This window comes from Devosia sp. (assembly GCF_965229025.1).
Classification (GTDB): domain Bacteria; phylum Pseudomonadota; class Alphaproteobacteria; order Rhizobiales; family Devosiaceae; genus Devosia_A.
In genome coordinates this window covers 2627405-2653301 of sequence record NZ_OZ245853.1, presented here as the reverse complement: position 1 = coordinate 2653301, position 25897 = coordinate 2627405, and the positions used below count along the sequence as shown (strand labels likewise).

The following is a 25897-nucleotide window of genomic DNA, read 5'->3' as shown; positions in this document are numbered from 1 at the left end:
TTTTTCCGCTGAGCGACGCAACCTCATGCGTGCAGGCGGAGTTATGTGACCTAGGGCTTTTCCTGGGGGACTTTGTGATTGAAGCTAATTTAAGCCGTGCGTACTCCCTTTTTGAGTTCATGCCCGGCTTTGTGGCCATCTTGCGCGGGCCGGATCACGTCTTCGAATACGTCAACGAGGCCTATCGCGAACTCACCGGGCTGAGGCAGTTTGTAGGCAACACGGTGCGGGAGGTGTTTCCCGACCTCGCAGGCCAGGGCTTCTATGAACTTCTCGACACTGTCTATGAAAGCGGCGAGCCCTTCGCCGCGCGGTCCATTGCGGTAAAGTTGGAGCGAGAGGATGGCGACCGGTTCGTTGACCTGCTCTACAATCCGACCCGTGACGCGAACGGCCTGATCGACGGCATCTTCGTGAGTGGATACGACACCACGGATGCCGCACGCGCTGAGCAACGATGGCGCGCCCTTGCCGAATTCAGTGAACGCCTTCGACTGGCGGACAGTCCCAACAGCATTCCCTACGAAGCAGCAGTGATCCTCGGGCAAAGCCTCGGGGTCAGCCGCGTCGGCTACGGAACGATCGATGATCCCACAGCGACACTCTATGTCGACAGGGACTGGACCGCTGAGGGCGTGGAATCGCTTTCCGGGGCAACCCAACTTCTCAGCTACGGCTCGTTCATAGAGAGTCTCCGCCGCGGTGAGTTCGTCGCGATCGAGGATGTTCGCCTCGATCCCCGAACCTCAATGGCATCGGAGGCCCTGGAAGCAAAGAGCGCCAGATCATTCGTCAATGTTCCAGTGCTCGAACACGGCAGGCTCGTCTCGGTACTGTTCGTCAATCATGCCGAGGTGCGGCACTGGCGCCCTGACGAACTGGAACTGATCAAGGATGTGGCCGAGCGGACGCGCACGGCGTTCGAGCGCGACCGCAACGAAAGCGCCAGGCGCCGCAGTGACGCTCGATACCGCACCCTCTTTGACGCCATCGAGGTCGGCTTCTGCATCATCGAGCTAAAGTTCGACAGCGACAACCGCAGCATCGACTATCGTCTCGAGGAAATTAACCCGGCTTTCGAACGGCAGACAGGTCTGCACGGCGCGGCCGGGAAGTGGGTCAGTGAGGCCGCACCAGGCCTCGAGCGGCACTGGTTCGATCTGTATGGCAGTGTCGCCCTCACCGGCGAGGCCATCCGGTTCGAAAATTTCGCCGGGGTGCTGGGCGGCGGCCGCTGGTACGAGGTGCACGCTTTCCCGGCTGGCAATTTGGGTGACAACCGCGTCGCGGTTCTCTTCAACGATGTCACGGCGCGAAAGGTCGCCGAGGAGCGGCTCCGTGAACTGAACACCACCCTTGAAGCCAGTGTGATTGAGCGCACCGCCGAGCGAAACCAGGTATGGACATTATCTCAGGACATGTTCGCCCGCGCGAACCTCGAGGGCATGATGTCGGCCGTCAGTCCAGGATGGACCCGGGTCCTGGGCTGGGCGGAGGCGGAACTGCTGAGCCGGCCCTACGCCACATTCATGCATGCTGACGACACGCAGCCGACGCTGGCCGCGCTGGCACGAATGGCCGAAACGGGACAACCGACCCGGTTCGAGAACCGCATCGCAACCAGCACTGGCGACTGGAAGTGGATCGAATGGACGGTCGTTCCGGAAGCTGAGGGCCGGAACTTCATCGCGGTGGGCCGCGACCTCAGTGAAGTAAAGACCCGCGATGAAGAGCTGGCCATTGCACAGGAGGCTCTCCGCCAGTCGCAGAAGATGGAGGCCGTGGGACAGCTTACGGGTGGGCTGGCGCACGACTTCAACAATATTCTTGCAGGGATCAGCGGCAGCCTCGAACTGATGAGCACTCGCCTGGCGCAAGGGCGCATCGCGGAACTTGATCGCTACATCAGCGGGGCAAGTGCGGCGGCAAAACGGGCGTCCGGTCTGACGCAGCGATTGTTGGCGTTCTCGCGCCGGCAGACACTCGATCCCAAGACGACCGACGCCAATGCGCTGGTGAACGGGCTGCTAGACCTGATCCACCGCACAGTAGGACCGGCAATAGAGGTAGAGACAGTTGGAGCGGCGGGCCTGTGGCCTACCTTCGTCGATGCCGGGCAGCTCGAGAACGCTTTGCTCAACCTCTGCATCAACGCGCGCGATGCCATGCCCGACGGCGGCAAGATCACCATCGAAACAGCGAACCGCTGGATGGACGCGCGCGGCTCCCGGGAGCGTGGCCTTGAGCCGGGCCAGTATATCTCGATTTGCGTGAGCGACACCGGCACCGGCATGCCGCCCGATATTATCGCGCGGGCCTTTGATCCGTTCTTCACCACCAAGCCGATCGGGCAGGGCACGGGCCTTGGCCTGTCGATGGTGCATGGGTTTGCTGGCCAATCCGGCGGCACTGCAAAAATCTATTCCGAGCTCGGGAAGGGTACCATGGTCTGCATCTATTTGCCCCGCCATGCGGGTTCTGAGGACGTCCAGGCAGTCGCAGATGAGTCAGCGGCCATTCCTAGGGCCCTGGGCACCGAAACGGTGATGGTGGTCGACGATGAGGCACTGATCCGCATGGTTGCCGTCGAAGCGCTCGAGGAGCTGGGCTACAATGTGATCGAGGCAGATGACGGCCCTTCGGCGCTGAAACTCTTGAACTCCGACGCGCGCATCGATCTGTTGCTCTCGGACGTTGGACTGCCGGGCGGCATGAACGGCCGCCAGCTCGCAGACGCCGCGCGTGTGAAGCGGCCCGAGCTGCAGATCCTCTTCATAACAGGTTATGCCGAGAACGCGGTTTTGAACCATGGGCATCTCGATCGCGGGATGCACGTTTTGACCAAGCCGTTCGAAATGGATGTACTGGCTCGCCGGGTGAAGGAACTGATCAGCGCCAACAGATGAGCCGGCCGTCAGTTCCTATCGATCAACCGGTAGCCAATCCCCGGCTCCGTGAGAATGAAGCGCGGATTGCCGGCGTCGTCGCCCAGCTTGTCGCGGATATGGCCGATCGCGATACGGAGATAATGGCTGTCCGCCTCGTGCGCCGGTCCCCACACCGCCGTGAGCAACTGGCGGTGGGTAACGAGGCGCCCGGCATGGTGCGCGAGGAGAGCGAGGACGTCGAATTCCTTGCGCGTCAATTTCACATCGTCTTCTCCCACCCGCACCAGATGGGCCGCAAGGTCGATGGTTAGCGCGCCGATCACGATGGTCGAGCGTTCGCTTTCGGGCGCCTTGCGGCTGCGGAGCAGGGCGCGGACGCGGGCGAGCAACTCCCCGGTCGCGAACGGCTTGGTGACGTAGTCGTCGGCCCCGGCATCAAGTGCGGCGATCTTTTCGGTCTCGGCATCCCGCACCGAGAGGACGAGGATCGGCACCTGACTCCATTCGCGGATCGCAGCGATCACTTCTTTGCCGTCGAGATCGGGCAGGCCGAGGTCGAGCAGCACCAGGTCCGGCGCTTCGGTGGCCGCTTTCTCGATACCCAACCGGCCGCGATCGGCCTCAATCATGGCAAAGCCGGCGCTCTCTATGGCGATCTTGAGAAAGCGCCGGATCGGGGTTTCGTCTTCGACAACGAGTATGCGAAACTCAGCCATGGGGGTCGTCCGGTGCCGCAGGAAGTTCGATCTCGATAATGGTGCCACGCCCAGCCGGCCCGGCCAGCGCCCGCACGCGGCCGCCATTGGCTTCAACGAACCCGCGCACGATGGCGAGACCCAAACCGGTGCCGGTCGGGCGCCTGTCGCCCTCTGCCACACGGTAAAACAGATCGAACACCTTGTCGCGCTCTGCGGCCGGAATGCCGGGTCCCTCGTCGGTCACCTGCAGCACAACGCCGTCGCGGCGTCCCGCAGCGCTGATGGCGATGGTCGAGTTCGCTGGCGCATACTTCACGGCATTTTCCAGCACGTTGCCGATCGCCTGCCCGATCAGCACCGGATCAACGTCGAGCTTGGGGAGGTCGGCCGGCAATGCCAGTTCTACCTTGTGCTGCGCCAGCACCCGCGCCAGATCGGTGCGCACCGCGCCGATCAGTTCGCGTAGGTCCGATGGCACTTTGCGCGGGCGCAGCGCGCCATATTCGATCCGCGTCATGTTCAAGAGGTTCTGCACATAGCGGTCAAGCCGCCGCGCTTCGTCGAGCCCGGTCTGGGTCAGTTCCAACCGGCTTGCAGCGGGCAGGGTGTCGTCGACAAGGCCTGAAAGCGCACCGATGATCGAGACCAGCGGTGTCCTGAGATCGTGGCTCAGGGAGTTGAGCAGTGCGGTCCGCAGCTTTTCGCCTTCGGCTTCGACGCGGAGGTTCTCGAGATCGGCCGCCATGCGGGTGCGTTCGATGGCGACGGCCACCTGATCCTCGACCGCCTGCAGCAACTGCCGGACCTCGGGGTCGGCGCCCCGCTTGGGATTGGCGAACTGCAGGCCAACTACACCCAGAAGGCTCGATCCAGATAGCGGCACGAACATCCAGCTCGAGGTGGGCAGCGTTGCGGTCCCGGCGCCGGCCGCCTCGCCCCGCTCGAAGGCCCAGCGGGCCGCAGCGACGGTGCGGGGATCGAGTTCCTCCTCGATGGTGGGGTAGCCCTGAACCTGTTCGAGTTCGCCCCCTTTGCTCGGCATCAGGATCAGCGAGCGGCAGTTAAGCGTTGCGGCGACATGGTAGGCGCCGGCATAGAGCACGTCATCGAGCTCGGATTTGGCCGCCACACGCTTGGCGAAATCGTAGAGCATCGCAGTGCGGCGCTGGCTGGCGCGCATCGCCGTCACCTGCGCCCTGAGGCGCCCGGCCAGCGTGCCGGTAAACAGCGCGCCGAGCAGAAACAGCACGATGCCGACGACGTCCTCGGCATGCTGGATGGTGAAGGTGTAGCGTGGGGCCGTGAAGAAGAAATTGTGGGTGAGAAAGCAGATGACGCTGGTGGCCAGCGCTGGCATCAAGCCGTAGCGCGCGCCGATAAACATCACAGTCACCATGTAGATGACAACCAGCGAGGTCGAGGGGACCAGCCCCCATAGATCGATTGGCAGCGCGATCAGGGTCGCGATGGCCGCCCCGATGGCCCCGGCCAGCAGCGATTGCCAGCTGATGGCGAGATCGATGCGCGGTAGCGCCGAAACACGGGACCGGTTGCCCTCGCCGGCAACGATCGTCACCTCGAAATCGGTTGCCGCATCGAGCAACTGGTCCGCCACCGGCTCGCGCAGCAAGCCAAGCGGCCAGCGGGCGCGAGGGCGGCCGATCAGCAGCCGCGAGACGTTGCGGGTGCGCGCAAAGTTGATGAGCTCTGACGCCGCGCCGCGATCGACATGCAGCGTCGCGACCTCCGCGCCGAGTGTTTCGGCAAGCTGCAGCGCTTCGGTGGTCAGCCGGCGCGCCGTATCGGGCAGGGCCTCGTGGCGGGCTGTGATCACGGTGGCGACGATCCAGCCCACACCGGCCCGCTCGGCCATGCGCTTGCCGGCCCGCACCAGCGATTTGGCGAGCGGGGATTCGTTGATGCAGACGAGGATGCGCTCCTGCGTCGGCCAGGGCCCCTTGAGGGCGCTGGCCTGCATCAGCCGCACCATCTCCTCGTCGACCCGGCTGGCTGCTGTGCGCAGCGCCAGTTCGCGCAAGGCGGTGAGGTTGGGCTTGGTGAAGAAGTTATCGAGCGCCCGCCCGATGGTGCCGGCGCGATAGACCTTGCCCTGGTGCAGCCGGTTGATCAGCTCCTCGGGCGGCAGGTCGATCACCTCGATCTCGTCAGCGCGCTGGAACACCTCGTCCGGCACCGTCTCCTGCACGCGCACCCCGGTGATCCGGGCGACCACGTCGTTCAGGCTTTCGATGTGCTGGATGTTGAGCGCGGTGATGACGTCGATACCGGCATCGAGCACCTCCATCACATCCTGCCAGCGCTTCAGGTGGCGGGAGCCGGGCACGTTGGAATGGGGCAATTCGTCGATCAGCGCCAGTTGCGGGCGGCGCGAGAGGAGCGCGTCGAGGTCGAACTCATCGAGCATCTGGCCGCGATACTCAACCTGCCGGCGCGGCAGCACTTCGAGACCGGCCAGCAGCGCTTCGGTTTCGGCACGGGCGTGGGTTTCAACAAGGCCCACCACCACATCTGCGCCTTCACGGACCCGCAGCCGGGCGGCCTCCAGCATCGCAAAGGTCTTGCCCACCCCTGGTGAGGCGCCAAGGAAGATCTTCAGCTTGCCACGGCCCTCTCCCCGCGTCGCAGCGAGGAGAGCTTCTGGGGTGGGGCGATCAGCTTCGGCCATAGATCACGGTTTCAGAGTGTCGAGCGCGAGATTGAGGGCGAGGACGTTCACCCGTTCTGCGCCAAGTATACCCAAATCCGGCCCCTGCACATGTCCCGTCACCAGCGAACGCAACTGGTCCTCGGGCAAGCCGCGCGCTGCAGCCACCCGCGATACCTGAATCAGCGCTGCCGCAGGCGAGATATCGGGGTCGAGGCCCGACCCCGAGGCGGTGACGAGGTCCGCCGGAACGTTGCTGCCGCCATAGACCGCGGCGCGTTCCTTGATAGCGTCGAGGAGCGGCTTGGAACTTGGGCCGTAGTTAGAGCCGGACGAGGTCGAGGCATCGTAATCCACGGCGGATGGGCGGCCATGGAAGTAGCGGTCGGTCTCGAATTTCTGGCCGATAAGCTCAGAGCCGATGGTCTTGCCACCAACATCGACGAGCGAGCCATTGGCCTGGGCCGGGAACAGCGCCTGCGCCGCCCCGGTCATCACGAGCGGGTAGGCGATGCCGGTGAGGAGCGTGAGGGCCAGGAGCAGCGTCACTGCCGGGCGAAGATTGGACAACATGGAAGCCTCCTTCAGGCGAGGTGCAGCAGGTCGACCAGGAGGTCGATCAGCTTGATGCCGATGAACGGGGCGATGAGGCCGCCCAGTCCGTAAATGGTGAGGTTACGGCTGAGCAGCGCCGAAGCCGACGACGGCACATACTTGACGCCCTTCAGCGCCACCGGGATCAGCGCCACGATCACCAGGGCGTTGAAGATCAGCGCCGAGAGGATCGCGGAGGCCGGGGTGCCCAGCCCCATGATGTCGAGCACGGCAAGTCCCGGGTAGGCCGTGACGAACAGAGCCGGCAGGATGGCGAAGTACTTCGCCACGTCATTGGCGATCGAGAAGGTGGTCAGCGCGCCGCGCGAGATCAGCAATTGCTTGCCCACCAGCACGATCTCGATGAGCTTGGTCGGATCGCTGTCGAGGTCGACAAGGTTGCCCGCCTCTTTCGCTGCGGCAGTGCCTGAGTTCATCGCCACCCCGACATCGGCCTGCGCCAGTGCGGGGGCATCGTTGGACCCGTCGCCGCACATGGCGACAAGGCGGCCCTCGGCCTGCTCGGCGCGGATCAGTTCGAGTTTCCGCTCCGGCGTCGCTTCGGCGAGGAAGTCGTCGACACCGGCCTCCGCTGCGATAGAGGCAGCGGTCAGCGGGTTGTCGCCCGTGACCATCACGGTGCGGATGCCCATCTTGCGCAGCTCGGCAAAGCGCTCGCGGATGCCCGGCTTGACCACATCCTTGAGATGCACCACGCCCAGAATGCGCGTGTCCTCGGCCACCACCAAAGGCGTCCCGCCGGACGACGCGATGCGGCGCACGATCTTGTCGAGCGCCGGCTCCATCTGGGCGCCAACGAAACGCAGCATCGCATCAGACGCGCCTTTGCGGATCGTCGTGCCGTCGACGAGATTGGCGCCAGACATGCGGGTCTGGGCGGTGAAGGGGACAAACACGGCATCCCGGGCAGCATCGGCGCGCACCGCGAACTTGTTACGGGCCAGCTCGACGATCGACTTGCCTTCCGGTGTGTCATCGGAAAGGGAGGACAGATACGCGGCCTCTGCCAGTTGCTGCTCAGAGACACCGGGCAGCGGGTCGAAAGCATCGGCCATGCGGTTGCCGAAGGTGATGGTGCCGGTCTTGTCGAGCAGCAGCACGTCGATATCGCCGGCCGCTTCGACAGCGCGCCCGGATTTGGCGATGACATTGGCCTTCACCAGCCGGTCCATGCCGGCAATGCCGATGGCCGAGAGCAGCCCGCCAATGGTGGTGGGGATCAGCGTGATGAACAAGGCTGCGAGGTAGATGACCGGAATCTGCGTGCCCGACCACATGGCGAATACCGGCAGTGAGACCACGACGAACAGGAACACCAGCGTCAGCGCAGCCAGCAGGATATCGAGCGCGATCTCGTTGGGGGTCTTGGCGCGCTTGGCGCCTTCGACCAGCGCGATCATGCGATCAAGGAAGGTGTTGCCGGGCGCTGCGGTGACCTTGACCACCAGCCAGTCCGACACCAGCCGCGTGCCACCCGTCACCGACGAACGGTCGCCGCCGGACTCGCGGATCACCGGCGCGCTTTCGCCGGTGATGGCGCTTTCATCGACCGAGGCGACACCCTCGATCACTTCGCCATCGGTCGGGACGATCTCGCCCGCCTCGACGAGGATCACGTCGCCCTCTTCGAGCGCAGCCGCATCCTTGGGATGGAAGATATCGCGCCGGCGTGGGTCGGCCAGCACCTTGGCGCGGGTGGTCGATCGAGTGGCGCGGAAGGCGTCGGCCCGCGCCTTGCCACGACCTTCGGCGATGGCTTCCGCAAAGTTGGCGAAGAGCACCGTGAACCACAACCAGACCGCGACCTGGATGCCGATTCCCAGCATCGGTGAGCCGATCACCGCGTCGCGGACGACGAGGATGGTCACCAGCACCGAGGTCAAGGCGGTGACAAAGATCACCGGATTGCGCATCAGTCCGCGCGGGTTGAGTTTCAAAACCGCCTGGCCGACGGCGCGGCGCAGGATCGGCCCGTCGAACAGACTGATTTCAGAGTTGGTCTTACTCATTTTGGATTGCCTCAAAAGCTCTGGCCGGCCGCGATCGATACCTGTTCGGCGATCGGACCCAGGGCGAGCACGGGGAGGAAGGTGAGCGCGCCGACGATCAGGATGGTCGCGACGAGCAGGGTGACAAACACCGGCCCATGGGTCGGGAACGTGCCAGCGGAGGCTGAGGCGGTCTTTTTGGCGCCCAGTGATCCGGCGATGGCAAGGATCGGGATGATGTAGCCAAAGCGCGCAAACAGCATGGCGACGCCCATCCAGGCATTGTGCCAGTCGACATTGGCGGTGAAGCCCGCAAAAGCCGAGCCGTTGTTGCCGGTGGCCGAGCTATAGGCATAGAGCAGCTCGGTGAGCCCGTGCGGCCCGGCATCCTGGACGCTGGTTTGGGCGGTGCCGAAAATGATGGCGAGCGCCGAAAAGGCCAAGACGCCGATAGGCATGATCAGCAGCGTCAGCGCCGCGAGCTTGATCTCCCGCGCCTCGATTTTCTTCCCCAGATACTCGGGCGTGCGCCCGACCATCAGCCCGGCAAGGAACACCGTGACGATCACCAGGAGCAGCATGCCGGTGAGGCCCACACCAACGCCGCCGAAGACCACTTCACCCAGCTCGATATTGAGCATGGCGACCATGCCGCCCAGCGGATTGAAGCTATCGATCATCGCATTGACCGAGCCATTGGACGCGGCAGTCGTGGCTTCTGTCCAAATGGCCGAGTTGGCGATGCCGAAGCGGACTTCCTTGCCTTCCATATTGCCGGAATTGGCGGCGATATAGGGGGCATGGAGCGGGTTGGTGGCGATCTCCGAGGCATAGATCCCGGCAAAGCCTAGAACGAACAGCACGCCCATGGCCGCAAGGAGCGCCCGACCCTGCCGCTTGTCACCGACCATGCGGCCGAAAGTGAAGCAGAAGGCCACCGAAATGGCGAGGATCGATACCATCTCGAGGAAATTGGCGATCGCCGTCGGGTTCTCGAACGGATGCGCCGAGTTGACGTTGAAAAAGCCACCGCCATTGGTGCCCAGCTGCTTGATTGCCATCTGGCTCGCAACCGGCCCCACGGCGATGGTCTGCTGGCCGCCTTCGAGTGTCGTTGCGACGAGGTTGGGCGACATGGTCTGCGGCACGCCCTGCCAGACCAGCACCAGGGTCAGGATGATGGCGATGGGGAGCAGGATGTAGAGCGTCGAGCGCGTCATATCGGCCCAGAAATTGCCGATGGTCTTCACCTGATTGCCCGCGAGCCCGCGGGCAACGGCCGCCGCGACGGCCATGCCGGTCGCTGCAGACACGAAGTTCTGCGTCGTCAGTCCGGCCATCTGGCTGAGGTAGGACATGGTGGTTTCGCCACCATAGGACTGCCAGTTGGTATTGGTGACAAAGGAAATGGCCGTGTTGAACGCCAGGTCCGCCCGCAGCCCGGGCAGGCCCTGCGGATTGAACGGCAGCAGGTCCTGGAACTTGAGGATCCCGAACAGCAGCACGAATCCGGCCGAGTTGAAGGCCAGCATCGCCAGCGCATAGGCGCTCCAGCTCTGGCCCTTTTCAGGATCGATGCCAGCGAGCCCGAAAAAGGGACGCTCTATTGCCGAGAGGAAGCCGGGCTTGCCCGCATAGATCCGCGCCATATAGGCGCCGAGCGGGATGGCGATGGCGAGCGTGACGGCGCAATAGAGTGCAAATTGAGTGAGGTCGGATGTCATGACGCCCTCAGAACTTTTCGGGGCGGATCAGCGCCGCCAGCGCATAGACGAGCACCGCGGCTGCAAACAGTAGGCCAAGGAAGATGTCGAGGCTCATCACAGCCTCCTAGCGGCGTTGACGGCCAGCCAGAACAGGCCAAAGCCTCCGAGCCCACCACCGAGGTATAAGAGATCAGCCAACATCGAACACTCCATCGACTTATGATGGAGCGGGCCTACGCCCTGGCCGCGTAAAGGCTCTAGGGCGATTTGCTGAGTGGTGCGTAAAGCCGTCGTAAAGATGCTGGGGGAAGGGGGCGGTGCCCCGAAAGGAAACGGCCCGCCCTCTTTCGAGAACGGGCCGTTTCAGCTGTGACTATGGACGACTAGAGCTCCGGCTTCACATCCGCAAGCTGCGCCAGCTTGACCTGGGTGAGCAGGCTAAGCTCGTCATAGACGTTCCATTCGTCGACGATCTTGCCGTTCTTGTAGTGGTAGTGGGTCATGCCCATGACCTGGACGCGCTTGCCGGTTGGGTGTTCGCCAAGGCTCTGCAGGATCCCGTAGCCAAGGTGATGGCCCTCGATGATCCAGCGCACGGAAACCTTGGTGCCACCCTCTTCGCTGTCGACCGAGCAGACATATTGCGGCGAATACGACGCGTCGGGCAGCGAACCGATGAGACCCAGGTGCTGGTGCGTCACGGCGGCAACGCCATAGAGCTCCTTCATCATCGGGCCGTGATACTGGCAGGTCGGCGCATAGACGTCCTTGATCTTGCCGAACATGCGCTTGTTGAACACCTCGTGCAGCCAGCGCAGCGTTTCGGCTTCAAGCGGGGTATTGGCGAGCGAGGTGTCGGCTTCCGCCTCTGGTGGATACTGGCCGAGGAGGCGCCGGTTCTCGCCGATATCGAGCGAGGTCTGGCCCCGGTCGAGCGCCGACTTGGCAAAGCGGGTCGCAAACGCATCGAGGTCGAGCCCGAGCTGGCTGATGATGGCGGCGGTATCGGCCACCACCCACTCGCGATAGATCTTGTTGTTGATGATCATGCAGTCAGCGATCGTGCGCGAGACGAACGGCCGACCCGTCGGCTGGCCGAGATGGCCGAACTGGGTATGGCGGCCTGAGCCGGTGACGAGGTGAGAGGTATAGAACCCATCCTTGTCATTGCCGTTCCAGATCACCTGGGTCGCCATGCCGCGCCGCTCAGGGAACGAGACGAGGCGCTGGATGGTGTCACGCACCACGTCCTCGCGGTTATAGATCGTCCCCATCGTGCCATAGAGCACGCAGTTATGGGTGTAGTGGGTGTAGATCAGACCGATATCGCGCTCATCCCATATCTTGTGGGTGCAGCGCACGATGTAGTCGACGATGTCGGTATAGACCTCGTCGAACCCCTCCATCGACTGGCTGCGCGGCCGGTCGGTTGGCGCCAGCTCCGGGTAGTCGCGGCGCTCGACCTGCAGCACGCTTTCCGCGGGCGCGTCGATGCGGGAAATACGGGCGGGCTTGGCGCCCTTGTTGTCGTCGCTCATGAGAACTCCTTGGCAAGTCGTGATGTTCGAGTCGGTTGCGTCAGCCATTCGCGCAGCAGGCGCGCGACTTCGTCGGGCTGGTCCAGTGTCAGGTAGTGGCCGGCGGCCTCAACGATCGCCAGCGTTGCGCCAGGAATGGCGCCTGCAATTTCTGCGCTGAGCTCGGGCGGGCATATGCCGTCCTCCGCGCCGCACGCGACGAGGACGGGCATGTCGAGCAGTTCAAGCCGGGGCCGGCTGTCGACGCGGTCAATCGCCATCTCGATCTGGTCGCGGAAGGCATCCATCGGCGTGTCCGTGGCCATTTGATGCAACTGCGCCCGAAGCTCCTGATCGTTACGCCGATGCGCGGGAACTGACGTCTGCCAAACCCCGTCAATGTAGCTTGTGAGCCCCAGACGTTCTGCAATCGGAACCGTCGCACGCCGCGCTGCAGCCTTCTCCGACGTCAGGTCGCGCGCATTGCAGCCAAGCAGTGCCAGCCGTTCGACCCGTTCGGGTGCCTGTGCGACGACCTCAAGGGACATGATGGCCCCGAGTGAAAATCCTATCAGCGTGAAGCGCTGAGGAGCGGCCGCGAGGATAATCCTTGCCATTTCTGTCGCGCTTGTCGCTCCGGCCATTCGCATCCACGTACTGGTCATTCCAAGCCGCTCAAGCACCGGCGCGAACACTGTGTCGTCGGCAAGCGTTCCAGGCAGCAGGAGCAGCGGCAGTGTTTCGGATGCCATGGCGGGTTGGTCGAGCATAGGTCCAGCCTAGACCCGCAGGCCGGACGAGGCACGCAAATCCCAGCGTTGCGGTGAACGCTGCGTGGAACCGGCGGCAATCGTGTGTGGTCCCTGCATCTCGTGTTTCCGGCGGCTGCAGGCCGCGACCAAAGGCGAAATGCCTTGCTGAAGAAAACACTGGCAAAAACTGCATACGTATGCAAGAGGTTTCTTGGCCGCCTTTAGCAGGGGCCAGACCGGGCCTAGCCGGGCCCGCCCCGTCCATTCCGTCGCTTCGCAACTCAGTTCCGGAGGCTGAGCCGTCATGTCCAATTCCACCTTCGCCCCCACGGGCATCAGCTTCGTCAAAGCGCCGTCGCGCAACCAGACAACCGACAACGCTTCGGTCGAAGATCTGGTGGGCGAGATCATCCGCAATGTGCGGGAGAACGGCGACGCGGCAGTGCGGGACTATTCGCTGCGCTTTGACAAGTCCGATATTTCCGTCTTCGAAGTGAGCGCCGAGGAGCGTGAGGCAGCCCTTGCCGAACTGGCTCCCCAGACCCGCGCCGACACCGAATTCGCCATCGCCAACGTACGCCGTTTTGCTGAAGCCCAGCTCGCGACCATCTTGCCGCTGGAGATCGAAACGCTCCCCGGTGTGCATCTGGGCCACCGCGTCATCCCGATCGAGCGCGTCGGCTGCTACGTCCCCGGCGGCCGCTATCCGCTGCTCTCGGCGCCGATCATGACCATCGTGCCGGCCAAAGTTGCGGGCGTTGATGAAGTGATCGCGTGCCTGCCGCCCAATGCGCACCGCGCCATGATCGCTGGCTGCCACCTCTCCGGTGCCGATCGCATCTTCAAGATCGGCGGCGCGCAAGCCATCGCCGCCATGGCGTACGGCACCGAGAGCGTCCCCGCGGTCAACAAGATCGTTGGTCCCGGCAATGCCTTCGTCAACGAAGCCAAGCGCCAGGTCTTTGGCCCGGTCGGTATCGACCAGCTTGCCGGTCCTTCGGAAATCTTCATCGTCGCCGATTCCACCGGCGATGCCGAAATGATCGCCACCGACATGCTGGCGCAGGCGGAGCATGACGTGCGCACCCGCGTCGGCCTCATCACCACCGACCGGGCGCTGGCCGAAGCGACGCTGAAGCAGGTGGAAGCGCAACTCGCGACGCTTTCAACCGCCAATGTCGCCGGGACCGCCTGGAAGGACTATGGCGAAATCGTCGTCTGCGACAGCGAAGCCACGCTGATCGCCTATTCCGACCACGTCGCCGCCGAGCATCTGCAGGTTCACACAGCTGACCCGCACGGCATGGCCAAAAAGCTCCGCAATTATGGCTCGCTGTTCATCGGCGAGCTGGCGAGCGTCGTTTATTCCGACAAGTGCGTCGGCACCAACCACACGCTCCCCACCATGGGCGCTGGCCGCTACACCGGCGGGCTCTGGGTCGGCGCTTATGTGAAGATCGCGACGCACCAGTGGCTCGATGAGCGCGGCGTGAAGACAGTAGCGCCCCCGGCCGCCCGGCAGAGCGCCAGCGAAACCCTTGAAGGCCACCGCCGCGCCGCGCAGTTGCGGCTGGATAGGCTGCAGGCGAAACACTGAGCGTGCTGTCAGGAATCCTCCCCCGCCCGCGGGGGAGGGGGACCGCCGAAGGCTCAGCGCTCCAGAACGCGCTGGGCCGCAGCGGCGAGGGTCTCCTCTCCCCACTGATTTAGGCTCTTGCCGGAGAGCTCCGCTGCGAGAACCGCTCGGGAATGCACGTCTGGTCCGACCCGCAGCATGAGATTTCCCGAATAGGGCTTTTGCGGCGTCTTGTTCAGTTTCGCGCAGGCTTCGAGATAGTCGTCCACCGCTTCATGGAACGCAGTCTTCAGGTCCGCCACCGTGTCGGCATGAAACCCCACCACATCGCGGATGCCTGCGATGCGCCCGGTAAAGATCTCGTCTTCGGCATCGAACTCAAGTCGCGCCGAGTAGCCGCGATAGGTCATGACGTTCATGGCTTAACTCCGATAAGCGACAGGAACTCGCGCGCATCGCGCACCTGATAGCGCTTGGCTTCCTTGGCAGGATGCGGTCGGTGAAAGCTGGCGATATGTCCGCCGCTGACAAAGCGAACGCGAGAACCGTTGCCTTCAACGACAGTGCACCCAACGGCTATCAGCAGGCTTTCGATATCGGCCCACGCGATGGCGCCCGAGACCGGGTCCTTGAAAACGGCGGTCAGTGTTTTGCGCTGCTTGCTGTTCACCCGCCCAAAGATAAGCTTGCGCCGGTCGATCTGCAATCAAAAAGTGCAATCACTTAATCTGATCAGCCTCGATCCAAGCCGCCCGCAGTTTCTCCACCGTGAACCCAGGCGCGCGCGCGGCCTTGAGGATGGGCTGTTCCTTGCGGATGACGATATCGATGGCAGCGGGCATCTGCTCGATGTGGGCTGCGGGGATCACCACAGCACCATGACGGTCGGCGTGTACCAGGTCGTTGGGCTTTACCTGCATGCCGAACACCGTGACGGGGATGTCAATGTCGGTGACATGGACGAAGGCGTGGCTGGGGCCGACCGAGCCTGCCACCACCTGATAGCCGGGGTCGAGCATGCCGAGGTCGCGCAACACGCCATTCGTCAGCGTGCCGGCAATGCCGAGGCCCTTGTGCTGGGCCACCTGCATCTCGCCCCAGAAGCCGCCGATGCAGTGCGGCCAGTCGGTATCCTCGATGACGACGATATTGGGCCCTTCGCCGCTCGCCACATACTCATAATAGGCCATGCGCAGGGCCCGCACTTCTGCCGCCGGCTGCTGGGCCGGCGATGAAGCGCGGATGCGGGCGGTGCGGGCAAAGCCCACGATCGGTGGCAGGCTGGGATCAGCAGAAACCACCGGCGACTTGGTGAACCCCTCCGCCGTGCGCCCGCCCATCACGTGCTCAAGCGCGTTGCAGATGGTGGGCGTGTCATTGCGGCGGAGAATGGCAAGGGTGTCGGCGGAAATGCTCATGGTCTGCCTCAGTGCAGGTTCAGTCGGTCGCTGACGAGCCCGGCACCCTCTGCGAGGGCCGCGAGTTTCATCCAGACGATGGTGCTGTCGACGGCGCCGAACCCTGCAAAGGTCGAAAAGCCGCAATCGGTGCCGGCGATGACGCGGTCGGCGCCGACGATATCGACATAGTGCATCAGCCGCTCGGCGATCAGTTCGGGGTGCTCGACAAAGTTGGTGGTCGAGTCGATCAGCCCGGGGATCAGCACATAGTCATCGGGGATCTGCACCGACTTCCAGTCCACCCACTCATGGGCGTGACGCGGATTGGCGCCTTCGAACAGCAGGGCGCGCGGCTTGGCGGTCAGAAGGGTGGGCAACACCTTGCTGAGCGCGATATCGCAATTGTGCGGGCCCTCGTAATTGCCCCAGCACACGTGCATCCGAACTTTACTGCCATCGATATTGCGAAGCGCATGGTTGAGCACCTCGATGTGCCGGCCGGCCGCCTTCACGAACCCGGCGTCATCGAGATCCTTGTACATCATGTGGCGCCCGAGCCCGAGATCGGGGCTGTCGAGCTGCAGGATGAAGCCCGCGTCCACTATCCCTTCGTACTCGAGCCGCATACCTTCCGCGACGGCCTCGAGATAGTCGTCCTGCGTCTTGTAGAATTCGTTGGGCTGGAACAGCGCAATAACGCCCGGCGTGGCCGAGTTCATGAAGCCAAGCTCGTACCCGTGCGTATCGAGCGCGGACTGGAAATTGGCGACATCGTCGTGCAGCGGCTGCAGGGTCTTGACGGTGATCTCGCCCACACATTTGGGGCGCTTGTAGCTGGGGGTGCCGCCTGATCGCGCTTGTCGCTCGAGAAAGCTCGGCACCAGCTCCAGATCCCTTGGCGGCTGCCGGGCGCTGTCGCCAGCAAACCCGGTGAGACGGTCCTTGATATAGGTGGCATAGCTGATCTTGCTCATCTCGCCATCGGACGGCAGGTCAACGCCCGCCGCCCTTTGCTTTCCGACGATATCGCCCACCGCTGCGGCCACGATGCGGTTGAACCCGGCCTCCTCGACGGGCACCCCGCCCTCGCGCGCAAAGACCAGGTCCGTGACCTGCTTGGACCGTGGGAGCGAGCCGACATGGGTGGTGCGAATGCGGCCCATTACTCGGCCGCCACGCGGTTGTCGGCAAACACCGGGGCCGCCGGACTGGCCGCACCCCGCACGACAAAGGCGATGACGTCAGCCGAGGTCGGGTTACGGAAGCCGTGGGCAAGCCCGACGGGGACGGTGAGCGTGTCACCGGCACCCATGATCAGCTTGCCGTCAGCCCAGGTCACCTCAAGCGTGCCAGACTGAACGAAAATCACTTCTTGTTCGGCGCGAGTATGAGCCGGGATGGTGGCGCCGGTTTCGAGCTTCAGCCGGCGCAGCGTGAAATCGTGCTTCCAGTGTCCTGAGATGGGGCCTGCCTTGAAACCGTCAGTTGCATCGACATCGCCGATCACCGGCGCTTCTTCGGCGCCCGGACCTGCCAGTGGCGAGTTCGGGTTGCCTTTGATGTCGCTGGCCTTGATGGCGTATTTCACCAGTTCCGTAAGCGGTGGGGTTGCCAGTTCCTTCAGTTTTTCTGCCGTCGGCGGCTGCTCGAGTTCGGCACCCTCGGGCACCTTTTCGCCCAGCGTCGTATCGATCAGCTTACCGCCCTTGAGCAGCTTCAGGCCAAAATCCTCGGCCATCTTGAACACCGATGGCGCCCAGACCACCTTGCCGGGATCGTCATGACCGAGAACGACGTAGAGGAAACCGGTACCCTCATCGCGTTTTTCAAAGCCGCGGAACATGTGGGTTGGCACCGTGGCGACGTCGCCCGGCTCCACATCGATATAGCCTTCGTCCTTGTTGGCGCCAAAGACGAACCGCCACTTGCCGGTATGAACGACGAACGTCTCGGCGGTCAGGTGGCTGTGCTGGCTGTTGGTGCAGCCAAAGGGCTGGCGTGCCGCGCCGACATTGAAGCCGTGCGCCTCGGGGATATGCACCACCTGCGCCGGGTTCTCGGAAACGCCCGGCCCGATGATGGTGAAGTTTTCCTTGCGGTCCGAACCGGGCGTCCGCGCGTCGATGAAGGCGTTGCGCAGCCCCTTGAGGTCGGCATAGCGAACGAGGCGCTTTTCCATCGCCTCCTGGGTCCATTTGGTCATGGGAAAGTCCTTTCGATCATAGCTTGGATGCGTGGCAGAGCGGTTTGGAACAGTTTTGCGTGAGACGGCGCATTCGTATGCACAGCGCGCGCTGACAACAGGCGGGTCATGACGTGCTCTCCGGTCGATAGAGCCGGCGGTCGTCTACGGTAACGATGCCGGACTTCGGCAGCCGGGCCGACGTGCGCACCACCATTTCGCCGGCGATCACCTTGTGATGGGCCTCGATCTCGCCCGACGCGATCTGGTCCATCAGGATGTCGACGGTCGCCTCGACCATTCCTTCGATCGGCTGGGTCACCGACGTGATGCCATAGGAGGGCCAGCGGGCCGGGCCGACATCGTCATAACCGACGATCGACAGATCGTCCGGGATCGAAAGCCCGAACTCGTAGCGCGCCACATCCATCACGGCGACAGCCATGTGGTCATTGGCAACGAAGATGGCCTCGGGGCGCTGCGGGAGCGACAGCAGTTCGCGGGCAGCGGCCTCAGCGTCGGTGCGGCTATAATTGCCGGTACGGATTTCGATGTCGGTGACGCCGTGGGCGCTCAGTCCCTCGCGAAACCCCGCGAAACGGTCGCGATTGGTCGATGAGTTTTCGAGGCCCGAAATATAGCCAAAACTCTTGTGTCCGCCTGCGATCAGGAACTCTGCGATCCGCCGTCCGCCCTCGCGGTTCCTGGTGGTGACGGACGAGGCGGTGTCGCGCTCGGTGGTCCGGTTGAACAGCACCACGGGAATGCCCGCGACCGTGCATTCCTCGGAAAGTTCGGAGGACAGCGAGGTCGAGGCGAGAATGATCCCGTCGACGCGATACTGCATCAACTGATCGAACACCGGATCGCTGTCGCGATCCATGAAGCCCGTGAACAGCAGCAAATGGTAGTTTTCGGCCGCGAGCCGGCGGCCAAGCTCTTCGAGCACGTCCGGATAGAACAGGTTTTCGAGATAGGCCATCACCACCGCGATGATGCGCGAGCGGTTGGTGATCAGCGAGCGGGCGATGGCATTGGGGCGGTAGCCAAGTTCCTTGGCAGCAGCCAGTACTTTGGCACGCGTTTTCGATGAGATCGACGCCCCGGGCGTAAAGGTACGCGATACTGCCGACTGGCTGACGCCAGCGTGCTCTGCCACCTGAGATGAGGTGACGGGGGACTTCTTGGTTATTCCGATGTCCATCCGCCATCCACCATGAGTGAGGATCCCGTCATCATCGCAGCGGCATCTGACGCGAGGAACACGACCGGCCCCATGATATCCTCGATGCGCCCCAGCCGGCCCAGCTTGATCTTGGCGAGTACCCAGGTCCGGAATTCAGGGTCGGCAAGGGTCTTCGATGTCAGTTCGGTTTCGATAAAGGTCGGGCAGATCGTATTGACGCGGATGTTATGCGGTCCGAGTTCAATCGCCATGGCTTTGCTGAGGCCTTCCACCGCGAATTTGCTGGCGGAATAAACGGCGCGCCGCGGCCCGCCGACATGACCCATCTGCGACGAGATGTGGATGATCGAGCCGGGCCGCTGGGTCTCGATCAGCCGTGCAGCAACCGCCTGGGAAACGAAGAGTGCGGACTTGAGGTTGAGGTCCATCACCGCCTGGTAGTCAGCCTCGGTGATCTCGAAAAAGCCCGAGTGACGCGCGCCGCCCGCAGAGTTCACAAGGATATCGAACGGTGCCACCCCGCCAATGAAAGCCTGCACGGCGGCGACATCGGTAACGTCAAGCACCGCGCCGGCCGCTGCCCGCCCCGCTGCCTGCAGCGCCCCCGAAGTGGCTGCAACATCGGCGGATGTACGCGACACCACTGTCACATGCGCACCGGCTTCGGCAAGAGCCACCGCTGCGCCAAGCCCGATACCGCGCGTTCCGCCGGTCACGAGGGCGCGCTTGCCGTCGAGACGCTGGTTCGGGGTGCGCGGCAGGATCATTGCATTACTCGGCGGCGGTCCGCGGTGTTGCCGCGGTGGCATAGGGAATATTGCGGCGACCATAGCGGCGGACGCGGATATTGCCCTGTTCGGCATGGCCGACAAAGCCCTCAAGCATCGACAGGCGCGACGCATATTCACCGATCATTGCCGAGGCCTCGTCTGTCTCGACGATCTGCCAGGTGCAGGTCTTGAGGAACTTGCCGACCCACAGTCCGCCCGTATAGCGCGCCGCCTTCATGGTGGGGAGAGTATGATTGGTGCCGATCACCTTGTCCCCATAGGCGACATTGGTGCGCGGCCCGAGGAACAGTGCGCCGTAGTTCTGCAACGTATCGCGGAACCACATGTCACGATCTGTCATCACCTGCACATGCTCAGAGGCAATGCGGTCGGCAATCTCGACCATTTCCTCGTAACTGTCGCAGACGATGACTTCGCCAAAATCGTCCCAGGACTTGCGGGCGACCTCACCGGTCGGAAGGATCGCCAGCAGGCGATCGATTTCCGACATGGTGTCGCGCGCCAGGGCTTCAGAGTTCGTCAGAAGGATCGCCGGCGAAGTCGGGCCGTGCTCGGCCTGCCCCAGAAGGTCGGTGGCGCAGAGCTCGCCATCCACCGTCCGGTCGGCGATCACCAAGGTTTCCGTGGGGCCGGCAAACAGGTCGATGCCGACCTTGCCATAGAGCTGGCGCTTGGCTTCCGCCACATAGGCATTGCCGGGGCCGACCAGCATGTCGACCGACTTGATGCTGGCGGTGCCGATGGCCATCGCGCCAATCGCCTGGATGCCGCCTAGGACGAAGATTTCGTCCGCCCCCGCCATATGCTGCGCTGCAACGATCGCCGGCGCCGCCTTGCCGTTGAAGGGCGGCGCGCTGGTGATGACGCGGCCGCAGCCTGCGACCTTGGCGGTGAGTACCGACATGTGGGCAGAGGCGAGGAGGGGATATTTGCCGCCGGGCACATAGCAGCCAACGGCGGCGATCGGCACATGCTTGTGTCCGAGCGTGACGCCGGGCAGGGTCTCGACCGTAAGCTCCTGCATGGTGGCTTTTTGCGCCTTGGCAAAATTGCGCACCTGGGTCTGGGCAAAGGCGATGTCGGAAAGGTCCTGGTCGGAGAGCTGCGCCATGCAGGCGTCGATCTCGGCCTGGCTCAGGCGGAAATCGGGCCGGTCCCAGCCATCATACTTGCGCGACAACTCGCGCACCGCGTCATCGCCCCGCTTTTCAATATCGGCGAGGATGGTCTCGACAGTCAGGCGCACCTGCTTGTTGGCCTCGGCGCGCTCCTCGACCGTTTTGCTCTTTTTCAGCCACTGTGCCATAGACAGCTCCTACCCGCGTGTTCTGATTAATAACCATGTTGCATACGTATGCAACATTGTAAATACGACCTACTGCGCAGTTCCGCTTGTGGTGATGTCCGGAAAGGACGGGCGCTGGGTAGCGTGATCGGTGCCCATCTCAAAGGCCTGTCCGATCGTGCAGATTCCTGCCTCATCGCCGTGCCGCCCGACAATCTGCATGCCCAGCGGCAAGCCCTGGTGAAAGCCAATTGGCAAGGCGAGCACCGGGTTGCCTGTGACGTTGAACGGGAAAGTCCGCATATGCGTCCATACCGAAGTCACCCCATCGAAGGCTGAAAACGGCAGGGCGGGTGAGAGCGTATTCACGGTCACCAGCGCGTCGAAGCGCGCAAAGATATCGGCATTGAATTGTCGCGCCAGTTCGGCGGCAGCTCGCCGCGCCAGCGCAACATCGTCATCGGTGAGCGCAAGGCCGGTCAACAGATTCTGAAACGCCAGTCGGCCATAGTCCTGTGGCTGGTCTCGTAACGCTGCGCGGTGGATGGCGAGGGCCTCCGCCTGCAACACCACGGCGCCGGTCGCTTCAAACAGTGCGTACTTGGGCAGTTGTACCTCTTCGACCACAGCGCCCAGCAGTGTCAGCGCCGATACGGCATCGTCCATCGCAGCGAGCACCGCTGGATGAGTCTCAGGATCAGTGGCAAACCAATTGCGGGCATAGGCAAGGCGCTTGCCTTCAATCCCGTCGTGAAGGCGCGACGCAGCGTCGGCGTCCGAAATGGCATCCAGCGTCAGCGCCGCCTCTTCGACGCTGGCGCTGATCGGGCCGACATGGTCGAGGCTGGGCGAAAGCGGGAAAACACCCTGACGCGACACTCGCTCGTAGGTTGGCTTCAGCCCGACGACGCCGCAATAGCTGGAGGGGCTGCGGATCGAGCCACCCGTATCGGTGCCGATCGCCGTGCGGACCAGCCCGCCCGCCACCGCTGCCGCCGAGCCGGACGACGAGCCGCCCGTAATATGGTCGACATTCCAGGGGTTCCGAGACACCGGGAACATCAGATCAAAGCTCGGCCCGACCAGCGCAAACTCATACGTCATGGTCTTGCCGATGAGCACCGCCCCGGCATTGTTCAACCGCCGCACGACGTCTGCGTCCTCGGCTGGAACGTGGTCTGCAAAGCGGCGCGATCCGGATGTGGTGCGGATGCCGGCAGTGTCGATCAGGTCCTTCAGCGCGATGGGGATGCCGTGCAGCGCCCCGCGATCAAGGCCTTCCGCGAGCTCCCGGTCCGCCCGTGCCGCGTCCTCAAGGGCACGCTCGCTGGTAACAGTAACGAACGCTTGATAGTGCGGCTCGCGCTCCGTGATGCGGTCGAGATGGTCCTGGGTCAGGTCCACAGAAGAGAGGCTGCCATCGCGGAGGCGTGCCCCTGCATCGGGGATCGATAGGTCGGCGAACGTCATTTTCCAAGGCCCGCCTTGCGCAACAGCTCGACGCAGCCCTTGAGCCAGTTGGCGCCCGCAATAACAGGCGCTTCCTCGCTCTTTGGAACCACAATGCCAGCCGCCTTTGCCGCCGCCAGCGCGCGCTTAGGTGTATGCTCGTCTTGCATCAGGCGACGAGGCGGGCGCCGGTCGAGCGGTCAAACACATGACACGCCGCAGCCGGCACGACGACACGCACCGCATCGCCGATTTCGGCGCGGTAGTCCTTGGTGGTCTTGACCGAAACCAGCTCGCCGCCGACCCGCATCGAGATCATCGTGGCCTCACCGAGCAGTTCCACTGAATAGATCGGCGCCGCGATCTGGGCATTCTCGCTGCCAAGGCTCGCGTCCTCAGCCCGGAAGCCGAGCGTCACGGGTCCGCGTGCGGCTTTCGCCAGGCCCTCGACCCGGATGTTCTCGCCGGAGAACACCCCATCCTGAATATCACCGGGCACGAGGTTCATCGCGGGCGATCCGATAAAGCCCGCAACAAAGGTGTTGGCGGGCTTGTCGTAGATCTCCATGGGCGTCCCCACCTGCTGCACCACGCCGCGGCTCATCACCACCACGCGGTCAGCCAGCGTCATCGCCTCGATCTGGTCATGCGTCACATAGATCGTGGTGCGCTTCAGCGTATGGTGAAGGTTCTTGATCTGCGCCCGCGTCGAGACGCGCAGCTTGGCGTCGAGGTTACTGAGCGGCTCATCCATCAGGAAGGCATTGGGCTCGCGCACAATGGCGCGGGCCAGCGCCACACGCTGCCGCTGCCCGCCCGACAGGGCCGCCGGCTTGCGCTGCAGGAAATCGTCGAGCTCCACCATCTTGCTCGCCGCCATCACCTTTTCATGGTGCTGCTCCTGCGGCACTTTCCGCACCCGGAGCGGAAAGCGAATATTCTCGTAGACGGTCATGTTGGGGTAAAGCCCGTAGCTCTGGAACACCATGGAGATGTCCCGGTCCTTGGGTTCGAGCTTGTTGACCAGCCGGTCCCCGATCCAGATCTCGCCGCCGGTCACATCCTCGAGCCCGGCGATCATCCGCATCGTCGTTGTCTTGCCGCAGCCTGAGGGGCCGAGCAGCACCAGGAACTCCTGGTCGGCGATATCGAGGTTGAAGTTCTCAACCGCAACGAAATTGGTCCAGCGCTTGGAAACGTTCTTGAGGCGGATCTGAGCCATGAGGGTTCAGCCTTTCACTGCGCCGGCGGTCAACCCGCTGACGATCTGGCGTTGGAAAAACAAGACGAGGATGAACAGCGGCACCGTTGCCGACACCACCGCTGCCACGGCGTACATGACGTTGCCCTGCTCCTGCACCGAGCCCAAAAAGCTCGAGATTTTCGGCACCATGGTCTGGTTGTCAGCCGAGAGCAGCATGGAGGTCGTGGCGAAGTCATTGTAGGCGAGAAGAAAGCTGAACAGCCCCGTCGTCACCACGCCCGGCCACATCACCGGAATGATCACCCGGCGGAACGCCTCAAAGCGCGAGCAGCCGTCCACCATGGCGCTCTCGTCCAGGTCCTTGGGGATCGAAAGGAAGAACGAGTGCAACATCCACAGCGTGAAGGGCTGGTTGATGGCGACGAGGACGATGATCGAGGTCGGCAGCACGCCCCAGATATTGAGCTGGAAGAACGGCAACAGGTAGCCCGAGACCAACGTTATGTGTGGCATGGCGCGGAACACCAGCGCTGCGATCAGGATCCAGAACGCATAGCGCTGGCCGGAGCGGGCCAACGCGTAGCCGCCGAGCGTGCCGAGCGTCAGCGAGATCACGGTGACCGAAACCGTCACGATTGCGGTATTGCCGACCGCCCGCCAGAACTCCCGCTTCACCCAGGCGCCATAATACCCGTCGCCGGTGAAAGCGGCGCCGGTCTCCTTGACCGTGTTGGTGCCGAAGATCGCATTCCACCAGCTTTCGCGGGAGAAGAAGTCGGCCTCGACCTTGAACGAGCCCCACACCGTCCAGATGAACGGGAAGGCTGCAAGGATCACCCAGAAGACGATGAACAGCCCGATGATGAGGTTAAGCGGCAGCGGCCGCCTCTGCGCGACGGAAACGGACATCGTCAGACCACCTTGCCGTTGAATTCACGCCAGGTGCGCACCAGCACCGGCATCAGGAGGATCACGACGCCCACAATGGTGAGCACCGACGTGGCGCCGGCCGAACCGAACAGCTGCGAGTCGCCGCTGAGGTCGTTGTAGATCAGCCAGCTCAGCGAGGTGGCATTGGCTTCAGCCGAAAAGCCGACAATGGGTTCGAACACGCGGAAATTGTCCATCAGCTGCACCAGCGCCACAAAGGTCGCGAGTGGCGCGAGGTGCGGCAGGATGACAAAGCGGATGCGCTCCCAGCGCGACGCGCCATCGATCATCGCACTTTCAAGCGTGTCGCCCGGCACGGTCTGCAGCCCGGCGTAAAACACCACGAACGAGAAGGGTGCGTTGGTCCACACGCCGTAAAACAGCAGAGAAATCCAGGTCAGCAGCGGCGAACCGCGCAGCGACAGGTTGGGATCGTTGAACACGTCCTGCAGCGTGGCACCGAGGATGCCCTGCGGGTGGATCATCCAATAAAGGATCAGCGAGCCGACCAGCGGCGTGATGATCATTGGCAGCAGTGAAAAGAAGATCACCGGCCCCTTGATCATCCGGGGGATGGTGTTGATCGCCAGCGCGATGACGAAGCCGAGCCCCATGGCGAGCGGTGTCACGACGAAGCAGAACACCAGCGTGAAGGCCAGCGCCTTGTAGAACGGCAGGTTGTACAGGCGGGTAACGATGTCCGCGATGCCGGTGTTCTTTGAAAGGATCGTGCCGATCTCTTCGACCGCCAGATGGCCGCGGTTGAGATAGGTGCCGATACCGTTGAACTTGCCCAGCGGCTGCTCAGTCTTCAGCTTGGCTGTGGCTTCGGAATCGACGCGCACCTCCTTGGTGCATCCGCCGAAGGGCTGGCAGTTCTCAACTTCGACGAGGATACGGCCGTGCTCGACATAGAACGATTGCACCACCACGGAAACGATCGGTAGCGCGATGAACAGCACCATCGCGATGAGCGACGGCAGGATGAAGGCGAAGAATGTCTTGTGGGGCATGCAGCGCCTCCTGGCACGAGTGGTGGAGGAGGGGAGGGGCGCTTTCGCACCC

Annotated in this window: 22 protein-coding genes; 2 read left to right on the top strand and 20 right to left on the bottom strand. The window is 63.3% G+C overall.

All coding sequences use genetic code 11. The features are described 5' to 3' along the window. Window positions 1-29: 29 nt before the first annotated feature. Window positions 30-2906, top strand: coding sequence for a PAS domain-containing protein (locus ACO06J_RS12930; RefSeq protein WP_421761127.1), 2877 nt, complete (start codon window positions 30-32; stop codon window positions 2904-2906). Between the two features lie 8 nt (window positions 2907-2914). Here the strand turns inward: ACO06J_RS12930 and ACO06J_RS12925 are convergent, their stop codons facing one another. From ACO06J_RS12925 to ACO06J_RS12890, 8 genes are all read right to left on the bottom strand, one after another. After that, entirely contained in the window at window positions 2915-3604 is a 690-nt protein-coding gene (locus tag ACO06J_RS12925) for a response regulator (RefSeq protein ID WP_421761126.1), read from the bottom strand. Next, a complete protein-coding gene (locus ACO06J_RS12920) occupies window positions 3597-6272 on the bottom strand; it encodes an ATP-binding protein (RefSeq protein WP_421761125.1) in 2676 nt (891 codons plus the stop codon). The genes ACO06J_RS12925 and ACO06J_RS12920 overlap by 8 nt, the downstream gene beginning before the upstream one ends. A 3-nt stretch (window positions 6273-6275) precedes the next feature. Continuing rightward, window positions 6276-6824, bottom strand: a complete 549-nt coding sequence (gene kdpC / locus ACO06J_RS12915; RefSeq protein ID WP_421761124.1) for a potassium-transporting ATPase subunit KdpC — start codon at window positions 6822-6824, stop codon at window positions 6276-6278. Window positions 6825-6835: 11 nt separating this feature from the next. Then, entirely contained in the window at window positions 6836-8875 is a 2040-nt protein-coding gene (gene kdpB / locus ACO06J_RS12910) for a potassium-transporting ATPase subunit KdpB (protein WP_421761123.1), read from the bottom strand. A gap of 11 nt (window positions 8876-8886) precedes the next feature. Then, window positions 8887-10578, bottom strand: coding sequence for a potassium-transporting ATPase subunit KdpA (kdpA, locus tag ACO06J_RS12905; RefSeq protein ID WP_421761121.1), 1692 nt, complete (start codon window positions 10576-10578; stop codon window positions 8887-8889). A 7-nt stretch (window positions 10579-10585) separates the two neighbouring features. Then, on the bottom strand, window positions 10586-10675 hold the full coding sequence (locus tag ACO06J_RS12900; RefSeq protein WP_421761120.1) for a potassium-transporting ATPase subunit F: 90 nt from the start codon (window positions 10673-10675) through the stop codon (window positions 10586-10588). A 268-nt stretch (window positions 10676-10943) separates the two neighbouring features. After that, complete coding sequence (locus ACO06J_RS12895) at window positions 10944-12098, bottom strand: ester cyclase (RefSeq protein ID WP_421761119.1); 1155 nt, start codon at window positions 12096-12098, stop codon at window positions 10944-10946. Continuing rightward, entirely contained in the window at window positions 12095-12847 is a 753-nt protein-coding gene (locus ACO06J_RS12890; protein WP_421761118.1) for an alpha/beta fold hydrolase, read from the bottom strand. Before ACO06J_RS12890 ends, ACO06J_RS12895 begins: the two co-directional genes overlap by 4 nt. 286 nt (window positions 12848-13133) lie before the next feature. On the opposite strand from ACO06J_RS12890, the gene hisD (ACO06J_RS12885) reads away from it, so the two are divergent. Next, window positions 13134-14426: a histidinol dehydrogenase gene (gene hisD, locus ACO06J_RS12885; protein ID WP_421761117.1), complete on the top strand. Its 1293-nt coding sequence runs from the start codon at window positions 13134-13136 to the stop codon at window positions 14424-14426. A 53-nt stretch (window positions 14427-14479) separates the two neighbouring features. On the opposite strand, the gene ACO06J_RS12880 is transcribed toward hisD (ACO06J_RS12885), so the two are convergent. The 12 genes from ACO06J_RS12880 to ACO06J_RS12825 form a co-directional block, all read right to left on the bottom strand. Further along, complete coding sequence (locus ACO06J_RS12880) at window positions 14480-14824, bottom strand: type II toxin-antitoxin system HicB family antitoxin (RefSeq protein ID WP_421761116.1); 345 nt, start codon at window positions 14822-14824, stop codon at window positions 14480-14482. Continuing rightward, complete coding sequence (locus ACO06J_RS12875; protein ID WP_421762507.1) at window positions 14821-15075, bottom strand: type II toxin-antitoxin system HicA family toxin; 255 nt, start codon at window positions 15073-15075, stop codon at window positions 14821-14823. Before ACO06J_RS12875 ends, ACO06J_RS12880 begins: the two co-directional genes overlap by 4 nt. A 49-nt stretch (window positions 15076-15124) precedes the next feature. Next, complete coding sequence (locus ACO06J_RS12870) at window positions 15125-15823, bottom strand: RraA family protein (RefSeq protein WP_421761115.1); 699 nt, start codon at window positions 15821-15823, stop codon at window positions 15125-15127. An 8-nt stretch (window positions 15824-15831) separates the two neighbouring features. Next, window positions 15832-16968 carry a cobalamin-independent methionine synthase II family protein gene (locus ACO06J_RS12865; protein WP_421761114.1) on the bottom strand — a complete coding sequence of 379 codons (1137 nt, stop codon included), beginning with the start codon at window positions 16966-16968 and terminating at the stop codon, window positions 15832-15834. Beyond that, complete coding sequence (locus tag ACO06J_RS12860; RefSeq protein ID WP_421761113.1) at window positions 16968-18008, bottom strand: cupin domain-containing protein; 1041 nt, start codon at window positions 18006-18008, stop codon at window positions 16968-16970. Before ACO06J_RS12860 ends, ACO06J_RS12865 begins: the two co-directional genes overlap by 1 nt. A gap of 106 nt (window positions 18009-18114) precedes the next feature. Beyond that, window positions 18115-19191 carry a LacI family DNA-binding transcriptional regulator gene (locus ACO06J_RS12855; protein WP_421761112.1) on the bottom strand — a complete coding sequence of 359 codons (1077 nt, stop codon included), beginning with the start codon at window positions 19189-19191 and terminating at the stop codon, window positions 18115-18117. Beyond that, window positions 19176-19940: an SDR family NAD(P)-dependent oxidoreductase gene (locus tag ACO06J_RS12850; protein ID WP_421761111.1), complete on the bottom strand. Its 765-nt coding sequence runs from the start codon at window positions 19938-19940 to the stop codon at window positions 19176-19178. The genes ACO06J_RS12855 and ACO06J_RS12850 overlap by 16 nt, the downstream gene beginning before the upstream one ends. 4 nt (window positions 19941-19944) lie before the next feature. Next, window positions 19945-21270: a histidinol dehydrogenase gene (gene hisD, locus ACO06J_RS12845; protein ID WP_421761110.1), complete on the bottom strand. Its 1326-nt coding sequence runs from the start codon at window positions 21268-21270 to the stop codon at window positions 19945-19947. Window positions 21271-21339: 69 nt separating this feature from the next. Continuing rightward, a complete protein-coding gene (locus tag ACO06J_RS12840; RefSeq protein ID WP_421761109.1) occupies window positions 21340-22719 on the bottom strand; it encodes an amidase in 1380 nt (459 codons plus the stop codon). Between the two features lie 148 nt (window positions 22720-22867). Further along, window positions 22868-23920 (bottom strand): ABC transporter ATP-binding protein, encoded by a 1053-nt coding sequence (locus tag ACO06J_RS12835; RefSeq protein ID WP_421761108.1) that lies wholly within the window; start codon window positions 23918-23920, stop codon window positions 22868-22870. Window positions 23921-23926: 6 nt separating this feature from the next. Beyond that, on the bottom strand, window positions 23927-24811 hold the full coding sequence (locus ACO06J_RS12830) for a carbohydrate ABC transporter permease (RefSeq protein WP_421761107.1): 885 nt from the start codon (window positions 24809-24811) through the stop codon (window positions 23927-23929). Between the two features lie 2 nt (window positions 24812-24813). Next, entirely contained in the window at window positions 24814-25845 is a 1032-nt protein-coding gene (locus ACO06J_RS12825) for a carbohydrate ABC transporter permease (protein ID WP_421761106.1), read from the bottom strand. Window positions 25846-25897 lie beyond the last annotated feature (52 nt).

What these genes read in the sequence shown, in the direction of transcription:
- ACO06J_RS12840 (WP_421761109.1), bottom strand. Translation starts at nt 22,719, where the DNA reads ATGACGTTCGCCGACCTATCGATCCCCGATGCAGGGGCACGCCTCCGC.
- ACO06J_RS12890 (WP_421761118.1), bottom strand. Translation starts at nt 12,847, where the DNA reads ATGCTCGACCAACCCGCCATGGCATCCGAAACACTGCCGCTGCTCCTG.
- kdpC (WP_421761124.1), bottom strand. Translation starts at nt 6,824, where the DNA reads ATGTTGTCCAATCTTCGCCCGGCAGTGACGCTGCTCCTGGCCCTCACG.
- ACO06J_RS12895 (WP_421761119.1), bottom strand. Translation starts at nt 12,098, where the DNA reads ATGAGCGACGACAACAAGGGCGCCAAGCCCGCCCGTATTTCCCGCATC.
- ACO06J_RS12860 (WP_421761113.1), bottom strand. Translation starts at nt 18,008, where the DNA reads ATGACCAAATGGACCCAGGAGGCGATGGAAAAGCGCCTCGTTCGCTAT.
- ACO06J_RS12880 (WP_421761116.1), bottom strand. Translation starts at nt 14,824, where the DNA reads ATGAACGTCATGACCTATCGCGGCTACTCGGCGCGACTTGAGTTCGAT.
- ACO06J_RS12920 (WP_421761125.1), bottom strand. Translation starts at nt 6,272, where the DNA reads ATGGCCGAAGCTGATCGCCCCACCCCAGAAGCTCTCCTCGCTGCGACG.
- ACO06J_RS12865 (WP_421761114.1), bottom strand. Translation starts at nt 16,968, where the DNA reads ATGGGCCGCATTCGCACCACCCATGTCGGCTCGCTCCCACGGTCCAAG.
- hisD (WP_421761110.1), bottom strand. Translation starts at nt 21,270, where the DNA reads ATGGCACAGTGGCTGAAAAAGAGCAAAACGGTCGAGGAGCGCGCCGAG.
- ACO06J_RS12825 (WP_421761106.1), bottom strand. Translation starts at nt 25,845, where the DNA reads ATGCCCCACAAGACATTCTTCGCCTTCATCCTGCCGTCGCTCATCGCG.
- kdpA (WP_421761121.1), bottom strand. Translation starts at nt 10,578, where the DNA reads ATGACATCCGACCTCACTCAATTTGCACTCTATTGCGCCGTCACGCTC.
- ACO06J_RS12870 (WP_421761115.1), bottom strand. Translation starts at nt 15,823, where the DNA reads ATGAGCATTTCCGCCGACACCCTTGCCATTCTCCGCCGCAATGACACG.
- kdpB (WP_421761123.1), bottom strand. Translation starts at nt 8,875, where the DNA reads ATGAGTAAGACCAACTCTGAAATCAGTCTGTTCGACGGGCCGATCCTG.
- ACO06J_RS12925 (WP_421761126.1), bottom strand. Translation starts at nt 3,604, where the DNA reads ATGGCTGAGTTTCGCATACTCGTTGTCGAAGACGAAACCCCGATCCGG.
- ACO06J_RS12850 (WP_421761111.1), bottom strand. Translation starts at nt 19,940, where the DNA reads ATGATCCTGCCGCGCACCCCGAACCAGCGTCTCGACGGCAAGCGCGCC.
- ACO06J_RS12855 (WP_421761112.1), bottom strand. Translation starts at nt 19,191, where the DNA reads ATGGACATCGGAATAACCAAGAAGTCCCCCGTCACCTCATCTCAGGTG.
- ACO06J_RS12835 (WP_421761108.1), bottom strand. Translation starts at nt 23,920, where the DNA reads ATGGCTCAGATCCGCCTCAAGAACGTTTCCAAGCGCTGGACCAATTTC.
- ACO06J_RS12830 (WP_421761107.1), bottom strand. Translation starts at nt 24,811, where the DNA reads ATGTCCGTTTCCGTCGCGCAGAGGCGGCCGCTGCCGCTTAACCTCATC.
- hisD (WP_421761117.1), top strand. Translation starts at nt 13,134, where the DNA reads ATGTCCAATTCCACCTTCGCCCCCACGGGCATCAGCTTCGTCAAAGCG.
- ACO06J_RS12900 (WP_421761120.1), bottom strand. Translation starts at nt 10,675, where the DNA reads ATGAGCCTCGACATCTTCCTTGGCCTACTGTTTGCAGCCGCGGTGCTC.